The organism is Pseudomonas sp. MWU16-30316 (assembly GCF_020515645.1).
GTDB classification, from domain to species: domain Bacteria; phylum Pseudomonadota; class Gammaproteobacteria; order Pseudomonadales; family Pseudomonadaceae; genus Aquipseudomonas; species Aquipseudomonas cerasi.
This window is the reverse complement of the sequence record NZ_JAIZAZ010000005.1, coordinates 446,781-463,746: the sequence shown is the minus strand read 5'-3', so window position 1 is coordinate 463,746 and position 16,966 is coordinate 446,781. Positions and strand designations below refer to the sequence as shown.

General features: G+C 59.8%; 19 protein-coding genes and 1 pseudogene. 10 read left to right on the top strand and 10 right to left on the bottom strand.

The window, feature by feature from the left end; all coding sequences use genetic code 11:
* Positions 1 to 184: 184 nt before the first annotated feature.
* The 7 genes from LCH65_RS18805 (at position 185) to LCH65_RS18775 (ending at position 7,523) form a co-directional block, all read left to right on the top strand.
* The gene (locus LCH65_RS18805; protein WP_096121478.1) at positions 185 to 1,588 is read left to right on the top strand and encodes an amidase family protein; all 1,404 of its coding nucleotides are present in this window, start codon (positions 185 to 187) and stop codon (positions 1,586 to 1,588) included.
* A gap of 89 nt (positions 1,589 to 1,677) precedes the next feature.
* Entirely contained in the window at positions 1,678 to 2,436 is a 759-nt protein-coding gene (locus LCH65_RS18800; protein ID WP_003364616.1) for a DeoR/GlpR family DNA-binding transcription regulator, read from the top strand.
* On the top strand, positions 2,414 to 3,694 hold the full coding sequence (locus LCH65_RS18795) for a Zn-dependent hydrolase (protein WP_226439700.1): 1,281 nt from the start codon (positions 2,414 to 2,416) through the stop codon (positions 3,692 to 3,694). The genes LCH65_RS18800 and LCH65_RS18795 overlap by 23 nt, the downstream gene beginning before the upstream one ends.
* 10 nt (positions 3,695 to 3,704) lie before the next feature.
* Complete coding sequence (locus LCH65_RS18790) at positions 3,705 to 4,658, top strand: aminoglycoside phosphotransferase family protein (RefSeq protein ID WP_226439699.1); 954 nt, start codon at positions 3,705 to 3,707, stop codon at positions 4,656 to 4,658.
* A complete protein-coding gene (locus LCH65_RS18785; RefSeq protein ID WP_226439698.1) occupies positions 4,655 to 5,590 on the top strand; it encodes a choline kinase family protein in 936 nt (311 codons plus the stop codon). The genes LCH65_RS18790 and LCH65_RS18785 overlap by 4 nt, the downstream gene beginning before the upstream one ends.
* A gap of 146 nt (positions 5,591 to 5,736) precedes the next feature.
* Complete coding sequence (locus LCH65_RS18780) at positions 5,737 to 5,997, top strand: hypothetical protein (protein ID WP_003364607.1); 261 nt, start codon at positions 5,737 to 5,739, stop codon at positions 5,995 to 5,997.
* Complete coding sequence (locus LCH65_RS18775) at positions 5,994 to 7,523, top strand: sodium:solute symporter family protein (RefSeq protein ID WP_072366107.1); 1,530 nt, start codon at positions 5,994 to 5,996, stop codon at positions 7,521 to 7,523. The genes LCH65_RS18780 and LCH65_RS18775 overlap by 4 nt, the downstream gene beginning before the upstream one ends.
* Positions 7,524 to 7,536: 13 nt before the next feature.
* Here the strand turns inward: LCH65_RS18775 and LCH65_RS18770 are convergent.
* Positions 7,537 to 7,647 (bottom strand): annotated as a pseudogene (locus LCH65_RS18770) (LysR family transcriptional regulator); the annotation flags it as partial.
* Between the two features lie 12 nt (positions 7,648 to 7,659).
* Entirely contained in the window at positions 7,660 to 8,496 is an 837-nt protein-coding gene (locus LCH65_RS18765) for a pirin family protein (protein ID WP_122267330.1), read from the bottom strand.
* 112 nt (positions 8,497 to 8,608) lie between these two features.
* Between LCH65_RS18765 and LCH65_RS18760 the strand changes: the two genes are divergently transcribed.
* A complete protein-coding gene (locus LCH65_RS18760) occupies positions 8,609 to 9,520 on the top strand; it encodes a LysR family transcriptional regulator (RefSeq protein WP_122267329.1) in 912 nt (303 codons plus the stop codon).
* Positions 9,521 to 9,550: 30 nt separating this feature from the next.
* Here the strand turns inward: LCH65_RS18760 and LCH65_RS18755 are convergent, their stop codons facing one another.
* The 7 genes from LCH65_RS18755 to LCH65_RS18725 form a co-directional block, all read right to left on the bottom strand.
* On the bottom strand, positions 9,551 to 10,000 hold the full coding sequence (locus LCH65_RS18755) for a helix-turn-helix transcriptional regulator (protein WP_054081032.1): 450 nt from the start codon (positions 9,998 to 10,000) through the stop codon (positions 9,551 to 9,553).
* A gap of 284 nt (positions 10,001 to 10,284) precedes the next feature.
* Positions 10,285 to 10,908, bottom strand: a complete 624-nt coding sequence (locus tag LCH65_RS18750; protein ID WP_044309353.1) for a PqiC family protein — start codon at positions 10,906 to 10,908, stop codon at positions 10,285 to 10,287.
* Positions 10,905 to 12,584 carry an MlaD family protein gene (locus LCH65_RS18745; RefSeq protein ID WP_003364592.1) on the bottom strand — a complete coding sequence of 560 codons (1,680 nt, stop codon included), beginning with the start codon at positions 12,582 to 12,584 and terminating at the stop codon, positions 10,905 to 10,907. The genes LCH65_RS18750 and LCH65_RS18745 overlap by 4 nt, the downstream gene beginning before the upstream one ends.
* The gene (locus tag LCH65_RS18740; RefSeq protein WP_003364588.1) at positions 12,577 to 13,191 is read right to left on the bottom strand and encodes a paraquat-inducible protein A; all 615 of its coding nucleotides are present in this window, start codon (positions 13,189 to 13,191) and stop codon (positions 12,577 to 12,579) included. The genes LCH65_RS18745 and LCH65_RS18740 overlap by 8 nt, the downstream gene beginning before the upstream one ends.
* Entirely contained in the window at positions 13,188 to 13,817 is a 630-nt protein-coding gene (locus LCH65_RS18735) for a paraquat-inducible protein A (RefSeq protein ID WP_044309352.1), read from the bottom strand. The genes LCH65_RS18740 and LCH65_RS18735 overlap by 4 nt, the downstream gene beginning before the upstream one ends.
* Before the next feature lie 266 nt (positions 13,818 to 14,083).
* On the bottom strand, positions 14,084 to 14,383 hold the full coding sequence (locus LCH65_RS18730) for a protealysin inhibitor emfourin (protein ID WP_003364583.1): 300 nt from the start codon (positions 14,381 to 14,383) through the stop codon (positions 14,084 to 14,086).
* Positions 14,384 to 14,424: 41 nt separating this feature from the next.
* Entirely contained in the window at positions 14,425 to 15,495 is a 1,071-nt protein-coding gene (locus tag LCH65_RS18725; protein ID WP_004413842.1) for a M4 family metallopeptidase, read from the bottom strand.
* 267 nt (positions 15,496 to 15,762) lie between these two features.
* On the opposite strand from LCH65_RS18725, the gene LCH65_RS18720 reads away from it, so the two are divergent.
* Positions 15,763 to 16,104 carry a hypothetical protein gene (locus LCH65_RS18720; protein ID WP_003364578.1) on the top strand — a complete coding sequence of 114 codons (342 nt, stop codon included), beginning with the start codon at positions 15,763 to 15,765 and terminating at the stop codon, positions 16,102 to 16,104.
* Positions 16,105 to 16,195: 91 nt separating this feature from the next.
* Here LCH65_RS18720 and LCH65_RS18715 read toward each other — a convergent pair whose 3' ends face one another.
* A complete protein-coding gene (locus LCH65_RS18715; RefSeq protein WP_003364576.1) occupies positions 16,196 to 16,513 on the bottom strand; it encodes a DUF883 family protein in 318 nt (105 codons plus the stop codon).
* 153 nt (positions 16,514 to 16,666) lie between these two features.
* Here LCH65_RS18715 and LCH65_RS18710 point away from each other — a divergent pair, with 153 nt between their 5' ends.
* The gene (locus tag LCH65_RS18710) at positions 16,667 to 16,921 is read left to right on the top strand and encodes a hypothetical protein (protein WP_003315380.1); all 255 of its coding nucleotides are present in this window, start codon (positions 16,667 to 16,669) and stop codon (positions 16,919 to 16,921) included.
* The last annotated feature ends 45 nt before the right edge of the window (positions 16,922 to 16,966 follow it).

Sequence of the window (16,966 nt, the reverse complement as noted above, 5' to 3'; positions counted from 1 at the left end):
GCGCGTTTTTTGGCACCGTGACGGTGCTGTTACAAAATTTAAAACCACAAATTCAATATATCCAACAAAACCCACTTGACTCATAAGGGCCTGCTGAATGTAATGCGCCGACAGCCATTGGTGCCGTGCATTGCGCATAAGTGTCTGAGAGGTATCTGCTTTGATTGAGTCCAAGCCATCTTCCATGCCTAACGTGATTGAAGCTGCCACGCTTGTTCGCGAAGGGGGCCTGACGCCGATACGCTTGACCGAGTTGTGCCTTTCAGCGATTGAAACCCACAATTCCACACTGAATGCATTCGGTGATGTGTATGCCGAGGCGGCGCTTGAACAGGCCGAAGGCATGACCGCCGAACTGCAGCGCGGTGAGGTGCGCGGGCGGCTGCACGGCGTACCCTTTGGCATCAAGGATCTCTTTTCCACCGCAGGGCTGCGCACCACCCGGGGGTCGTTGACCGCTCTGGACTCGGTGCCGGCCCAGGACGCACCCATCATCCGTCGCCTGAAGAACGCTGGCGCGATCATTCTTGGCAAGACAGCGACCACCGAGTTCGGCTGGACGGGCGCCAGTACGTCGCGGGTGTTCGGCAACGGGCGCAACCCGTGGGACCCGAACCTCACCAGCGGCGGCTCCAGCTCCGGTTCGGCAATTGCCGTGGCGGCGCGAATGGTGCCAGCCGCACTGGGCTCCGACGGCGGCGGCTCGGTACGTATTCCGGGCTCGTTCTGTGGCGCATTTGCCCTCAAGGGCACGCTGGGCCGTATTCCCACCTGGCCCTGGTCGGCCACCGAGATGCTCAGTCATGCCGGACCGATCACCCGCACCGTGCGCGACAGCGCATTGCTGTTCGACATTCTGTCGGGCCCCGATCCACTGGATCATCAGGCGCTGCCAGCTCCCGACGAGTCCTTTCTGGCCCGTTGCGACCAGCCGCTGAAACCCTTGCGCATCGGTTTCTGCCCGACGCTGTTCGACACGCCGGTCGATGCGCAAGTCGCTGCAGCGGTTGATGCCGCCGTGGGCAATATCGCCAGGTCGCTGCCCGTCACAGTCAGCATACTCAAACCGGATTGGCATGACCCGCTGGCGACCTTCGAAACCCTGTGGGTCGCCGGGCGCGGTATTGCCTATGGCAAGGCGCTTGCGCAGAAACTGGACCAGCTCGATCCCGGCTTTGCCGATCTGATCAAGCGGTCTGCCCAGTACAGCCTGAGTGATTATTTGCAGGCTCTTCAACAGCGTGCGGCGTTCGCCAATCAGGTGCACGCGCTGTTTGAAGATTACGATCTGCTGCTCATGCCCACGCTGCCTATCCTGCCGTTTGCCGCAGACGATGTCGCCCCCGTGGGCTATGCCGGGCAGGACGGCGCTGTGCCGTGGGCGCGCTGGACGCCGTTCACTTACCCTTTCAACATCACCGGCAACCCGGCCGCCAACCTGCCTTGTGGCTGGAGTTCCGAGGGGTTGCCGATCGGCCTGCAAGTCGTAGGTCCACGCTTTGCCGATGCCCAGGTGCTGCAGTTCTGTGCCGCTGTAGAAGCCATTGCGCCCTGGGATCAGCACTTGCCACCGGTTTCGGGGCAATAGAGGCAATAGACATGTCGCTCTCGCACACGGATCAGGGGCCCAACGGCCCGGACATTGGAGTCATCACTTTGCAACGGAATGTCACCCCCATGCTCAATCAGCCGCGTCTGGACGAAATCATGCGCCTGCTCGCTCAACAGCAGCGGGTCAAGGCGTCGGACCTTGCACAATTGCTGTTTGTCTCCGAAGAGACCATCCGCCGCGACTTCAAGCATCTGGAGGAAGAGGGCAGGTTAAGGCGCATTCACGGTGGCGCTATTCTGCCCAGGTCCAGCGAAGAATTGCCGTTGCAGGAGCGCAGCAGGCTCAAGCCTCGCGCCAAGGCGGGCATCGCCGTGCGTGCTGCGCAGCTGGTCAGCGAAGGCATGGCCATCTTCCTCGACACCGGCACCTCGACGCTGGCGCTGGCCCAGCAACTGACCCGGTTCAGTCAGTTGAAGATCATCACCAATTCGCTGGACATCGCCCAGTTGATATCGCACCAGAGCGACAATCAGGTTCTGGTTGCGCCCGGTGATGTGCGGCGCACCGACAACGCCTTGATCGGTCCCCATACGCTGGAATTCGCTCGGCAGTTTCACTACGACATTGCCTTCATGGGCATCGGCGGCATTGACCTGGACTTTGGCCTGATGGATTACCAGGAGCCAGAAGCCATGTTGCGCAGAACGCTGGTCAGGCATTGCACGCGCAGCGTTGTGCTGGCTGACGATGGCAAGTTCGGTCATCGCACCTTTATCAACACCCTGCCATTTGCCGCGATCACGACCCTGGTCACTAATCGCGCGCTATCCGACGAGTTTGCGACACGCCTGGAGAAAGATCATGTCGACACCCTCTATTCCTGAACTGATCGAGCCGGGCGCAGCTGATCTGGCAGCGTTCGAAGCATTGTTTCGGCAAAGCTCGGCGATCGGTGCCACACCCGCCGGTGGTTTGCATCGGCTGGCGGCTTCGGTCGAAGACGGTCAGGTACGCGACCTGTTTCGGGACTGGCTCGACGCGCACGGCTTCGAAGTCCGTATCGATGCGGTGGGCAACCTGTTTGGCCTCATGACCTTTGATCCTGACGCGCCTTATCTGCTCTGCGGTTCGCACCTGGACAGCCAGCCGAGTGCCGGGCGTTTCGATGGCGTATACGGCGTGTTTGCCGGCGCCGTGGCGGTGTCCAGTCTGACGCGGCAATTGCTTGAGCGTGGCGAAGTCCCACGCTGTAATCTGGCGGTCGTCAACTGGACCAACGAGGAGGGCGCGCGCTTTCAGCCGAGCCTGATCGGCAGTGGCGTGTTCACCGGTGCCTTGAAGCTGAACGACGCCTGGGAAAGCCGCGATGGTGATGGCATCCGTCTCAAGGACGCCCTGCAGGCCATCGGGTATCTGGGCAACGATCAGGTTGATGTGAACATTGCCGGGTATGTCGAGATTCATGTCGAGCAGGGTGCTGGCCTGGAAAGCAGCCAGACGGCTATCGGCGTAGTGCGCGAGACCTGGGCCGCGCTGAAACGGCGAGTGCGTTTCGATGGCGAGCAGAATCACACCGGCCCCACGCCCATGGCCGCGCGCCGGGATGCGTTGCTGGCTGCTGCACACACCATCACTGCGGTGCATGACGAAGCCTTGCAGCACGGCGTGCAGATGCACAGTTCGGTAGGACGTATCGAGGTCTACCCCAATTCGCCCAACGTCGTGCCTTCGCGGGTGTCGCTGCTCATCGAGTACCGCTCCCGCGACGTCGATCTGCTGAGTGCTGCCTCGGAACGCCTGGATGCAACGCTGCACGCGATCGCCGACAAGACCATGACCGCGTTTGAAGTGGAAAGCAGCGTCTTGCGCTCGCCTGCCAGGCTGCATGACGGATTCGCTGCACTGGCGCATGGCGTAGGCGCTGAGCTGGGTTTGTCGACCACCGACAGCATGACCGTCGCCGGTCACGATGCGATCAGTCTGAACCGGCGCTATCCCGTGTGCCTGCTGTTCATCCCCAGCAGCAATGGCGTTTCTCATAATGAGGCCGAGTACACCAGCGATCAGGACATGCACAACGGTTTGCGCATGCTGACCGGTCTGTTGCATCGGGCTTGCACCTCATCCGCGTCGTTTAATTGAGGGGCTGAGCATGTCATATGCCGACGACCTGACCACACGCCTGCGCAGCGCACTGGCACCTTGCGGGTTCGCTGAGGACGCCGAGATCGAGAACGTGACGCAGGGCGTGGCCTCGCCTTCGAGATTGTCGACCGAGTGGGCAGGCTTTCGGGTCAGTAGCGCGCAGGGCGGTTGCTACGTCAAGGTTCTGCATGCCGACATGGCGCAACTGATCGATTTCGACACGGTAGCCCAGGCCAGCGAATGTGCCGGCCGCAGTACGGCGGCACCGCGTCTGCTTGGCGCAGACCAGGCCAATGGCGTGCTGATCTTCGAGGACCTGGGTTCGAACTGGCGAGCTGCGCGGCTCGACGATCTGCTCGCACCCGGTCGGCTTGCAGCGCTATGGGCACTCAAACGGCAGGTGCATGCCGGACCTGTGCCTGATGCTGTGCGCTCGCCGATGGCGGATATCGAGCGTCTTCGCACCTTGTGCGAGCGCGATAACGTTGCGCTGCCTGCCGAGCATCAATGGATCGACCGTTGCGTCGACATGGCCTGGCAGGCGCTGCAGAGCCACGCCGTGCAAGCAGTTCCGCTGCACGGTGACGGAGTGTCCAGCAACGTCATGGTGTCCAGCGAAGGCCAGTTGCGTCTGGTGGATTTTGACTACGGTGGCTGCATGGACCCGTGGTACGACGTGGCGATTACCCTCAATGAGCTTTATTCGTTCGAGCGTCAGTGGCGCGAGGGGATCAGCGCGTGGGCCGGACAATGCCTGGAAATCGACTACGCCGTGTGCCGTCTGTATGCGCTGATCAACGACTGGTACTGGACATCGTGGGGGCTTTGGGCCGGTACCACGTCCTCGCGGCCACTGGAGTTTTCCAAGGTCGGGCAATGGACGCTGTTGCGCTGCCGACAGTGCGTTCAGGACCCGCGGCTGGAAGGCTGGATGCGTCAGGTTCAGGAGGGTAGAGCATGAAAACGTTAGGGCAGTCGGTCAGTACCCAGGAACGACAACTGGAAGCCGCCGTGCGCAGCATCGACAGCTGGCAAGGCCGCCGCGTTGACTACGAGCCTGTCAGTGGCGGCATTTCCAATACCAACTGGCGGGTCGAGGTCGAGGGTGCGGACACGGCTTATTTTTTCAAGGTGCCAGGCGTCGGTACAGAGATGTTCATCGACCGTCACACCGCCCACGAGGCCAGTGTGAAGGCTGCGCAAACCGGGTATGGCGCGCCGGTTTTCGCTTTCCTCGAAGCCTTCGGTGTCGAAGTGTTCGAGTTCATGGAGGGCTGGCGGGCGTCGTCCAACCATGACTTCCTGCAACGTGACATACGCCATAGTGCCTTGCGCGGGCTCAAGGCGTTCAACGATCAGCCGCTGCTGCAACAGACCAAGACCGTGTTCGACATGATCACCGAGCACCAGAGCCAGGTGGTCGAGCTCAAGGGTATCAAGCCTCAGGATGACGACTGGCTGTGTCTGCAATATCAGCGCGCAAAGGCTGCGCTGCAGGCTTCCGGGATCGACTTGGCGCCGTGCATGAACGACACGCTGGCAGGCAACTTCATGCTTAATGCGGATCGCCAGATTCGCCTGGTGGATTTCGAGTACGCCTCCAACAACGACCGCCATTACGAATTGGCGCTGTGGTTCGGCGAGATGTTTTTCAGCGACGACATGGAGCTGGCGCTGATTGAGGACTACTTCGGCCAGGTCAGCGCGCAGACCGTCGCGCGGATCAAGCTCAACAAGGCCTTGGCCGACATCAAATGGTCGACCTGGGCGATGGTGCAGCACGCGGTGTCGCAACTGGACTTCGACTTTTACAAGTACGGCACCTGGAAGCACATGCGGGCGCGCAGCATCATCAATGATTCGCAATGGGAAACCTGGCTGCGGCAGGTCTGAGTCGATCTCGTCCTGTGAGCCTTCGAACACGTAAAACAAGTACTTCAATAATAAAAAAGTAGCGGGTAACCGCGTGTTTCTTTCACTGCTTGAGTTTTATCCGATCACTTATCCATAGCCAGATCCTGAAATTCAAGGAGCACTCCATGAGTAACGTTCCGTCCCTTTCTACCCCCGGCCGCCTGAAGAATCTGGTGTTTGGCCTGTACTTCTTCGCGCTGTTGATGATGGCGCTGTTTCCGCCGTTTTACCTCAAAGTCAGCGGCAGCAGCGTGCTGGTGCTCGGCATTCCGCTGCCGATCTTCTACTGGATTCTGATCGCGGTGCTCATGGGGCTGGGCCTGTGGATGCTCTACGTGGTCGAGTCGCTGCTGGGTGAAATTCCACAAGAGGGGGACGGGCAATGATCAGTACGACTACGGTTTCGGATCTTTACATCACCTTCGGCCTCATCGGTGTATTTCTGGCGGGCATGATTGCGGTGCTGTACGCGACGAACCGCAAGAGCGAGAGCTTTTCCGATTACGCCGTGGGTGGCCGCTCTTACGGGCCGTGGTTCATCGCCATGTGCTACACCAACTCCTGGTGGCCGGGCGCAACGTTCACAGCGTTTTTCGCCTTGTCGGTCGGTGGCGCGCTGGGCTTTTACGGCATGGTCTACGCCACGCTGGGCGTGACTGCGATGTACCTGATGGCCAACCGTGCCTGGACCTGGGGCAAGCGCTTCAACCTGACCACCCAACCGGATTTGCTGGGGATGCGCTTCAACAGTCCCGTGGTCAAACGCATTGCGTCGATCATCGGCATCATCTCGGTATTCCCCTGGGTGGTGATGGGGATTCAGGCCCTGGCGACGCTTTTTCAGTTCGCCAGCTTCGGCCGCTGGGGCGTGACCACCTGCCTGTTGGTCGGAGTGGTGGTGATCCTGATTCGTCAGTACTGGACGGTGAGCATGGGCATGCGCGGCCTGATCATGACCGACATGTATCAAGGTTTGATCGCCTACGTACTGTGCGCTGCGCTGTGCATCTTCCTGCTGTTCGGTGCGCAGGCGTCGTTCAGCAACCTGTCGCAGTTGCCCGCCAGCATGCTGGTGATTCCTGGCGGAGCAGGCAGTACCTATGGGCCGATGTACATGTTCAGCCTGATCTTTACCGGCGTGATCGGCTCGATGTGCTGGCCGATGAGTTTTCAGCGTATCTACACCGCCAGCGGCGTGCGCTCGGTGAAGAAGGGCACGCTGCTGACCATCCTGCTGGTAGGCGGCTTCTACGGGATTCTGATGCTCTTCGCCGCGGCGATCAGCCAGGACCCGAGCGTTGCGGCTCATCCGCAACATGGCTGGTTCCTGTCCCTGTTCGACATCGGCGGGCCATGGCTGCTCGGCGTGGCAATCATGATCGTACTGGCAGCCAGTATCGGTCATGTCGACGGCTGCGTGCAGGTGTGTGGTACGCAGTTTGCCAATGACCTGGCGACCTGGAGCAAGCCGCGCAGTGATCGCGAGAAGACCATTCTCGCCAAGGTCGGCATGGTGGTGTTCATTGCGGCGGCCTCATTGCTGGCCTACCTGACCTTCGACTATGCCCGCCTGCAATTGCTGGCGCAGATTTCCTATCAGGGCATCATCCAGTTGGCCGTGCCGCTGTTTTTCGGCGTGTTCAGTCGTCATGGCAACAAGCAGGGCGCGATTGCCGGCATGCTGGTGGGGATCGTGATCGCCATCGTGCTGACCACGATCTACCCGGATGACATTCCGGCACTGGGCTCGTTGACCAGTGGCATCGTCGGTCTGATTTTCAATGCGGGCATCTTCGTTGCCTGTGCCGTTGCCATCAAACCGAGTGCGGATGAAGTCAGACGCGTCGATGAGTTGTTCGCCATGGCGGCGCCAGCTCGGCGTGGCGTGGGTCCGGTTGTGGCGATGAGCTGACGCTGCCTGTGGCTCAGCGCGCATTGATAAAGTCGATGAAAGCCCTCAGCGGCGAGGGCAGGTAGCGGCGCCCCGGGTCGTACAGATACGGCCTGGTAAAGCGCTGCCACCAAGGCTCGAACAGGAGGCTGCTTAATCAGAGCCTGCCTTCCTCGCGCAACAGTGCGCCAATGCGTTCTATCTCCAGCTCGCCCTGAATCAGCGCGGCTTTGCTGGTGTGTACCGAGTAGTAGCCTGTGACCAGGTCGTGCGGGTGCTTGACTGCCGATCCCAGCACGAAGTGGGCATCACCCTTGGCGACGATGTCGATGGGGCGATCCGATTCCTCGAAAATCACCAGCTCACCTGCGCCGATCGGGCCGCCTGCGTCCAGCTGTCCGGTGTGGACTGCCAGCCAGCCCACGCTATGGCCAGCGGGTGGTGTATAGCGCCAGTGCTCGCCATCCTTGAGCTGTACTGCCAGATAATTCATGCCTTCCGGTGCCGGCAGGCTGCTTTTTGCGCTGCCATAGCGTCCCAGAAGCACGTTTGCCGGGCCTTGTTGCGCAACCTGCGCTGCCGACAGGTATACGCTTTGTGCCGGGCCATTTTCCTGCGCGGCGGGCAGTGCGACCCATAGCTGAAAGCCCCTGACTGCCGAACCGCTGATTGGCTGAGCGTCATGCCAGACGCCATTGCCGGCGCTCATCCATTCCACACCGCCGCTGGGCAGTACTCCGGATTTGCCGGTGGTGTCTTCATAGGTGAGCTCGCCTTCGATCATGTAGGTCAGCGTCGCGATACCCGAATGCGGGTGCATGCCGAATCCTGTTTTCCCCGGCTCGGACGTGAAGCCGATTCGATCCAGAAACACGAAAGGCTTCAACAATTGACCCAGATCGCCCGGGCTCACCAGTCGGGTGATCGGCCCTCGGGTTTTGCCGGTAGTGCGATGGGTAATGGCGCGTGGCCGAATACTGGCGATGCTGTTCATGGCGTTCTCCTCTGGGCCTTGATGCCTGAGCGCCAAGAATAAGCGTCAATGGATTGCTTGATTAGCCGGTATAGTTGGCTTGGACTGATCCATAAATTGAAGGAATCCAGGCGTGGTGTTCGATCTCAATGACGTTGCCCTGTTTGTGCAGGTGGTGCGCAGCGGCAGTTTTGCCCAGGCAGCAAGGCACTTGGGCATGCCTTCCAATACGATCAGCCGCAGGGTTCAGCAACTGGAAATGCAGCTGGACACTCGCCTGTTGCAGCGATCGACGCGCAAGCTGGTGCTCACTCAGGCTGGAGAGGATTTCTACGGCCGCTGCGTCGGTGCGGTCGACGGAGTGATGGAGGCCGCAGAACAGCTTGCTTCAGGGCGTGATGAGCCGGGTGGTCTGGTACGTATCGCAGCGATGGCTGATTTCTTCGACTTTTTCTCGATGGACTGGGTGGCCGATTTTCTTGCCCGCTACCCGCGCGTTCAACTGGAGTTCGTGCTCAGTGATGATCACGCCGACCTGATCGCTGACAGGCTGGACATCGCCTTTCGGGGCGGCCCCTTGCAGGACTCGGGATACGTTGGGCGGCAATTGATCGATGAAAGCCATGACACGATGGTCGCCAGTCCGACTTATATTGCCGCTTACGGCATGCCTGATTCCCTGCAGAGCCTGCACAGCCATTATTGTGTCAGCGCAGCGCATCGCGGTGGCGTCACAGCCTGGCGGTTGCTCGGGCCGGACGCGAAGATGCATGAGGTGCACATTGCCAGCCGGTTCAATGCCAACACCGCGCAGGCGTTGCGCAAGGCGACCCTTGCCGGGCTTGGTATCGCGTTGTTGCCAGCGACGCTGATCCGCTCGGATCTGCGGGATGGCCGACTGGTGCCGGTACTGGCGCAGTACCAGCGCACCAGCCATGGTTTGCATGTGCTTTACCCCAGTCGGCAACATCTGCCGCCAGCGGTGTCGGCATTTATTGCGTTGGTGATGGAGAAACTAAGGGACAAGGCGTTTGCGGCGCAATGAGCAGCCTTGGCGGCACGCGATACTTGCGCGTTACTTGATTCGTGACGTCATATAGATCAGCCGAACGGTGGCGACGGTGATCGCTTCGGCGTCGTTCTTGATGTTTTCCAGCTGATTGCTGTCCACATTGCCAACGCCTGGATTCGATTCGATCAGGCGGGTGAACAGGTAAAGGTTCTGGGTCACGTCATGCAGGTTGCCGTGCAAGCGTTCGACGACGCGGTTGAGCGGTGCGCAACTGGGGCTGTCCGACGTTATGACAGTGGGGACGTTATGCGTAGCGCTGAGGCCGGTGACCACATAGGCCACATCAACGCCGGCATTCGAAATGCTGGACAGATAATCCGCCCGGGGAGAGCGGACGCCGTTCTCGTAATTGCCCTGAGCGTTGGTTTCCACGCCACCTATCGCGCCCAGTGCGCTTTGCGAAAGCTTGAGGCGCAAACGTTCCTTTTTCAGCCGTGGTCCGATCCCTGTCATCCGTTTGTCCTCGATAAACTGTGCATCGCTACAGCCAGGGTTAACAAGCGTTTCCGGCATCGACTGATCAGGCATCCCGGCAAAGGCGAGAGGTTGCGTGTTCGGTCCGACCAGGTACTAACGTGCCAGACAGGCGGCAGAGTGTACGTAGGAATCAGTCAGGGTGATACATTTTTGTACGGAATTGAACGCTTCTGAGCTGCGACGTCCAGGCGGCTGGCAGAAGGGTTTCAGGCCGAATGCAGCGAAATCGGGAGGCCTTGTGCGCAGGCCTCCCGAGAGGTTTACAGGCAGCGAGAACCAGGCTGTGCGGTCCAGCGCGCTGCCGTGGTGGCGATCTTGTCCGCCAGTTGGGCAACCGCTTTCTGGTGAGCAATGATGAGATTTTCCATGCCTTCACCGGCCTGCTCGCGGATCACGCTGCTGCAGGTCAGGCTCTGCCGTTTGCTGCCCGCCGTGGCACCGGCGTCGCGAAGGCCGAGTGTCCACACCACATCAATGAGTGCGTAGTTGCCGGGCATCGACTCGAAGCGCCTGACGTCCGTACGGATCGACAGCGTTGGCTGATCGCTGTTCTTTGGCAAACCGGCCATGTCGCGGCTGCCGAAACGGCGCTCCAGCTGCGGGGTCAGCGCGTCATGAAACTCGTCGCCCAGCGGTGATCCCCAGCGTTCAGTGTCCAGAATGGCCAGGCTGCCGTTACCCTGACGAACCACCAGCGGCGGCTGGTCGACCTGCACCGGCATGATGACCGGCAGCATCTCGAACTGGAACGGCATGGGTTTGCTGGTGGCAGCGCTCGTCGCGCCCATTGGCGCGATCAGCGTGTAGTAGTGGGTCTGTGTCGATGTGCAGGCACCCAGGCCCAGTGCTGCGGCAAGTACCACCAGTTTCAGGCGCAAGGTCATTGTTTTGGCTCCGGATCAATGGCTCGGGACGAGGACGGGGCGTTGAACGAGCGTGGGGCAGCATCGCCCGTGCGGCCGCGAATCAACGACTCAGGATGGCGGCTGAGGAAGTCGGTCAGGACCCGCACCGAACGCGCGGTACGTTGCACTTCATCCATGGCCTGGCCCAGTTGCTGACGCGCCGGTGAATCTTCGGCGAACGAGTCGTTGGCAGTGCCCAGGGTTTTCTCGGCCTGCTGCAAGGTGCCACGCATCTGCGGCAACACGCTGCTGTTGACCTGCTTGAGGGTTTTCTGCAACTCGCTGAGGGTGCCGTTGAGGTTGCCGGCCAGTTGGTCGATCGGCAAGTTGCTGAGCTTCTCGACGAATGCCTGCAGTTGCTCCTGCAGCTTGTCGAAGCTGCCCGGCACGGTAGGGATCTCCAGCGGTCGGGCCTTGGCGTTGAACGCGACCTTCGGCGCCTTCGGATCGAACTCCATGGCGATGTACAACTGGCCGGTCAGCAGGTTGCCGTTACGGACCTGGGCACGAAGACCATTGGCCACGAAGGCGCCCAATACCCGGGCAGACTGTTCTTCTTCATCACCCGAGCCGCCGAGTTCCTTGAGCTTGGACTCGGCCGCCCCCAGGCGCTTGGGATAAATCACCGCGCCAACGATGCCGGGGAAGGTCTTGGTGGCCGGATCATAATCCAGGTCGACCGATACCACCTTGCCGATATTGACCCCGAGGAAGTCTACCGCGGCATTGACCGTAAGACCGCGCAGCGATTGATTGAAGCGCATGCGGATGTAGCGTGGCTCGCCATCGGGAGGTGCCATCGCCGTGGTCTGGTCATCGAATATCTTGAATTCTGCGTTCTCGTCCGCCGGCTTCGAGTCCGGGCTCCAGTTGGGCTCGCGAAAGGCGATGCCCCCGGAAATGATCGAGGTCAGGGACTGTGTATTGACCTTGACCCCTGATGCGCCGACGGTGATGTCCACACCGCTGGCGTTCCAGAAGCGTGTGTCAGTGGTGATGTACTGATCGTTCGGTGCGTTGATGAAAATCTGGATATCGACGCCGCGGCCGTCCTTGGACAGATCGTAAGCCACCACCTGACCGACCTGAATGCGTCGGAAGTAGATCGGTGAACCGATGTCCAGCGAGCCCAGATCGTCAGTGTGCAGGGTGAAGCGCTTGCCTTTTTCGCCAAAGGTCACTGGAGGCGGGGTTTCCAGGCCGGTGAAGCTGGTCTTGGTTTCCTCTGCGCTGCCGGCGTCGGCGCCGATGAAAGCACCCGAAAGCAGTGTGTCTACACCCGAAACACCGTGTGCGCCGATGCGTGGGCGCACCACCCAGAACTGGCTGTCGACCCGTGTGAACGGAGTAGCACTGGTGTTCAGCTCGATGTTGGCCAGCACATGCGTGCGGTCTTCACTGAGGCTGATATCCGTGACCATGCCGATGACCACGTTCTTGTATTTGACCTGGGTCTTGTTGGCTTCCAGGCCTTCGGCTGTCAGGAAGCTGACAGTGATTCTGGGGCCGATGTTCATCCAGTCATGGAAGGCCATGGATATGCCAATGATCGCAGCAACGATCGGTACCAGCCAGATCAACGAGACACGCAGGCGACGACGTTTGACTTCAGGGCGTGGCACTGAAGCAGGCGGGGGGAGGGTACTATCAGACATCTTCAACCTCTGCGTCCCAGATAAGCCGGGGATCGAAACTCATGGCGGCGAACATCGTCATCACCACTACCAAGCCAAAAAACAGAATACCGAGTCGCGGCTCGATGGTGCTGAGCTCACGAAACTGAACAAGAGACGCTACAAGGGCTACAACCAGCACATCGAGCATCGACCAGTAACCGATCAATTCGATGAAACGGTACAGACGCGCGCGCTCGCGCATTGCCCAGGTGCTGCGACGCTGGCAGGTGATCAGCAGCATGCCGAGCACCAGAAACTTGATGCACGGCACCAGAACACTGGCGACGAAGATCAGGATGGCGATGTCCCAGGAGCCGCTTTCGAAAAACTCGATGACGCCGCTCATGATCGTGCTTTCGCTGCGGTTGCCCAGCAGGTTGGTGTACATCACCGGCAGTACGTTGGCCGGGATATAGAAAATCAGCGCGGCAATCAGATACGCCCAGGTGCGGCTGATGCTGTTGGGCTTGCGCCTGTGCACCGGCGAATCACAGCGCGGACAGCGCGTAGCGTCCTCCTGGCAGGCATAGCCGCAGGTGTGGCACAGGCAGAGCTTGTGTTCATGGGCGAAGGGAATGCCGTTCATTGCGGCTGCACTCCCAGTTCATCCCACAACCGGCGGATATCCTTGTTGGCGATCAGCAGGATCAGCACCATCAGCATTGCCATGGCCCAAAGGCCGACGCCGGGGTGTACGTCAAGCATCCCGGACAGTTTGATGATCGCCACCAGAATGCCGAGCATGCACACTTCGAGCATGCTCCATGGGCGCAAATGCTCAAGCGCACGCATACAGGTTCTGAAGCCGGGCGCAACGATGCCCTTGTGTGCATGTACCAGCACCCAGAACAGCAGGACGATTTGCAGCAGCGGCGCAAAAATGATCGACAGCCCGGCCACCAGTGCAATGATCGTGATTCGTCCTTGAGCAAGGGCTTCAACCGACTGCCAGAGCGTGACCTCGTTGGACAGGCCCTTCATGTTGATGCTGATGACCGGGAACAGATTGGCGAACAGGAAAAGCATGGCTGCGGCGATGGTCAACGCCAATAGCTGTTCTATGGTCACCCGATGGCCACGACCGAGCAGCGCTTCGCAGCGAAGGCAGAATGCCGCCTCGCCGGGTTGCAGAGGGTGAGCTTCGTAGAGCGAGTCGCAATGCTCGCAGATGATCAGGCCGGAAGAGTGTTCGATAGGATGCACAGTGCTCATCGACGCCATTGATGCAGAGGTAAGGAGGTAAGAACGCGCAGCACGAAAAGATACCTCGTTAATGGCAGTGTGAAGCGTTTTTTTTTGTACGGTCAGCGCTAGCGGGCTGGTACAAATCATTGACCGTCAGGGTGTCGGGTGGTTCACATGTCACTGCGCCATTATTCCATGCGCGGAGAATAGTGGCGAATCCGGTAGCAGCGATGCCCTCCATCTGTCGACGAAAGGGCATCGCTGCAGCCAGAGTCCTTTGACAAACGCCTGTCTCAGAGCTTGCCGGGTTTGACGCGCTGCTTGAGAAAGCCGAGCAACTGGCGGGCGGATGCAGGCACGTTGTGTTCGTCGAACGTCAGGCAGATTGCCCTGGCGTCATCCTCGATGGTGATTTCGTACTGATTCAGGTCCCGCGCTTCGTCATTAAAAGCACTGCTGGACTGGTTCAGGCCGCTGTCGCTCACCAGCCGCTGCAACTGCTCGGCTTCGGGCTGCTCAAGGGTCGCTGTATCGACTTCACAGCGTTTGACTGCACCTGCAAAACCGCCGGATTGCACTAGACAGACCTTCATTTCAAGCACCTTTTTGATGGTTATGCCTTGGCTGACCTTGGCTATACCTTGACGCCGACCTCTTTCCAGGCCGCTTGTACGGCTTTTTTGGCTTTGGGGCCGAAGCGCGGGTCGGAGGCGATTTTTATGCTGGCCTTGGCACAATCGACGAATTGACTGTCCGACGCCAGCTTCAGCATCGTTTCATACCAGATTCTGCCCGCCACTTCCCAGGCATTTCCGCCCAGCGCCTTGGCCACCAGTACGAATGCCCGGTTGGGAATGCCCGAGTTGATGTGTACACCGCCGCGATCCTTGGCTCCGGTGTACAGGTCGGCCATTGTCGCGGGTTGTGGATCATCACCCAGATCCGGATCGTTGGAATACGCCGTGCCGGGTTTTTCCATATCGCGAATGCCTCGTCGCGTCGGGGCAGGCACCAGTAGCTCCTTGCCCACCACCCAGTCCGACTCGGCGGCGCTGGTGCCTTGTTTCCACTGGCGCACCAGCATGCCGAATACGTCGGCAAAGTGCTCGTTCAAGGCCCCGGATTGCCCGCGGTAGTCCAGGTTCGAGGTGAAGCTCTGCACGCCGTGGGTCAGCTCATGACCGATCACTTCAAGGCTGCCGGTAAAGCGCTTGAAGACCAGGTCATCTCCATCGCCGTAAGCCATCTGGCTGCCATTCCAATAGGCATTGCTCAGCGGTACATGATCACCGTTGAAATCCACCTCGGCGACGTGCACCGTCGAGACCAGCGACATGCCACTGTCGTCCAGTGAGTTGCGTTCGAACAGTTGCGCATAGAAGTCATAGACGTCACCTGAGCCATCGTAGGCTTCATCCGTTGCCTTGTCGCCCGTGGCTGCCTGGCCTTCCTTGCGCACCACGGCGCCGGGGAGATTGTCAGTGCCCTTGGCATCATGAATCACGCGGTGCTTTCGTCCGTCAGGCGATTTGATCGCGTGCATGGAGGGCATGGTTCGGGCGGTCAGGCGGGAGGCGAGGAACGCCGAACTGCTCGTCAGGTTGGCAATGGCCCGGGCGCTGACCAGGGTCTTGGGGGACTGCGCCATACGCTCGAGCATGTAAGGCGGAATGAAGCAATGCAGGGGATTTCGGTCGTCGCACATGATGAACTCCTGTACTAATGCACCGATGGCGGCAAGCCACCGATCAACATGGTCGCACTCGTGTGACACCTCCCGTGGCGTTTATATGCAACGAAATATCCGATTACATGATCAGTGGTTACTGCCAAACCTGACTGAAGTGGCAATAGCCCCGTATTGCGGGTACTTCAAGTCATTCCAGGGCCCATGCGACACCTCGACACAGGCGATCAACGGGCCGCGCGGCAATGTTAGACTCGCGCCACTTCAGACGAGGAGCAGACCTACGTGCGCAAGACGGTAATGATGATAGCGGTACTGGCTCTGGCCGGATGCGATGGAGGCGGGCCCGCCAGGGATAAAGTCCAGGGGGCGGCAGCGACCGCTCCGGTCTCTACGCCACAGTGGTTCATTCAGATGAACTCGCGGGAGGCGGTCAGCGATTCCAGCGCCTGGTTACTCGAGCGCAGTTATGCCCCGATCATCGTGGACGTGGACGGCAAACAGCAGGTATTGATAGGGCCTTATGAAAGCCAGGCCAAGGCTGAGGAAGAGCGCGTGGCGTTACAGGCGAAGGTGACCAAGTCGCACCGTTTTGCCGAGCCTTCGGTGGTACAGCACACCCGATAGGGCGTTCGCCGGGTTTAGATCTGCTTCATCACACTTCAGTGCATCGGCATCGCGGGTCAGCAACTGGCCCGCGATGCCGTTCATCAGTCGATCAACGACGACCCAGCAGCAGGCCAACTACCAGGCCAAAGCCCGCAGAAATAGCCACGGTCTGCCATGGGTGACCACCGATGTAGGTTTCGGTTGCTTCGACAACCGGCTTGGTGCGCTCGCGGACGCTGGCCATCGAGTCCAGTGCCTGCTTGAGTTTGACACTCAACTGCGCGCGCAATGTCTCTGCTTCTTCACCCACCAGAGCAGCACTTTCCTTGAGCAGTTTGTCGGATTCTTCGATCAGTGCCTGCAGGTCACTGAATGCCTGATCCTTGATTTGATCGGCAGCTTGTTGAGCAGGGGTCTTACGAGCCATGGGTGTATTCCTTTCAAGTGGTGGCAACAGTGTTCAATGGAGTCTCGCGTATCCTTAAAAGTTGCAATTGCTTGAATGACCCGACGCAAGACTCTGCAAGCAATGCCCCTTACGGGTGTAAGATGCAGCCGTTTTTAGCCGTAGGTGACTGTGATGAGTTTCAATCTGGCCAATCGGCCGCTCCCTGAGCGTACCGCTCTCGAAGACGAAAAATCCCGTCTGTTCGAACTGTGGCAGAGCAATCTGGGCAAGGCCAAGGGCGAGGCGGCGCGCTTGATGGGCGAGCGCGCCAAGCGCAAGGGCAAGTGGTCTGAATGGGTTCGGTCCGAGCTGGACACCATGAGTCCGCCGGAATACGCCAACATGGTTCGCAGTGAAGTGAATCGTCTGATGGCGGCGAGCAGGTAGCAGCACAACCCGACAGCGCCCGACAATCCGCGCCGATCATTCTTC